Raw genomic sequence first — 589 nt, forward strand, 5'->3', positions numbered from 1 at the left:
CTCGGCTTGCGCCCCGCCTCGCCGAGCTGCGCCGCCGCCACGCGAAGGACCCCGAGCGCCTGCAGCGCGAGACCATGGCGCTCTACGCCGACGAGGGCGCTTCGCCGTTCGCGGGCTGCCTGCCGATGCTCATCCAGGCGCCGATCGTCGGCGTGATCTATGCGCTGTTCGTGCTGCCGACGATCGCGGGCCATCCGAACGCGCTGCTCGAGCAGACCCTGTTCGGCGTGCCGCTGGGTTCCAGCCTCGCGGGCTCGATCGTCTCGGGCACGCTCACCGCCGGTGCGCTCCTGGTCTTCGGGGCCGTCATCGGCTCGATCGCGCTCGTCGGCGAGCTCACGCGCCGTGCCTTCCGCCCGCAGCCGACGCCGCAGAACGGACCCGCTGCACGTCCTGGCGACGCCGCATCGGGGACGGATGCCGCGGCCGCGGTGCTCGGCTCGGCGGCCATGCTCCGCCTGGTCGGCCTCCTCCAGTTCGTCACGGCGGTGATCGCGGCGTTCGTGCCGCTCGCGGCGGCGCTCTACCTGCTCGTCACGGTGACGTGGACCCTCGGGCAGCGGCTCGTGCTGCGGCGCGTGTATCCGCT

The 589-nt window shown here is 73.5% G+C and carries 1 protein-coding gene; it reads left to right on the forward strand.

Features of this window, described 5'->3' with window-relative positions; genetic code table 11:
• A partial coding sequence (locus tag GH736_RS24065) for a YidC/Oxa1 family membrane protein insertase (protein WP_159607619.1) occupies positions 1 to 589 on the forward strand: 589 nt, incomplete at both ends.

It is taken from the genome of Agromyces humi, from assembly GCF_009720255.1.
In the GTDB taxonomy this organism is placed as follows: Bacteria; Actinomycetota; Actinomycetes; order Actinomycetales; family Microbacteriaceae; genus Agromyces; species Agromyces humi.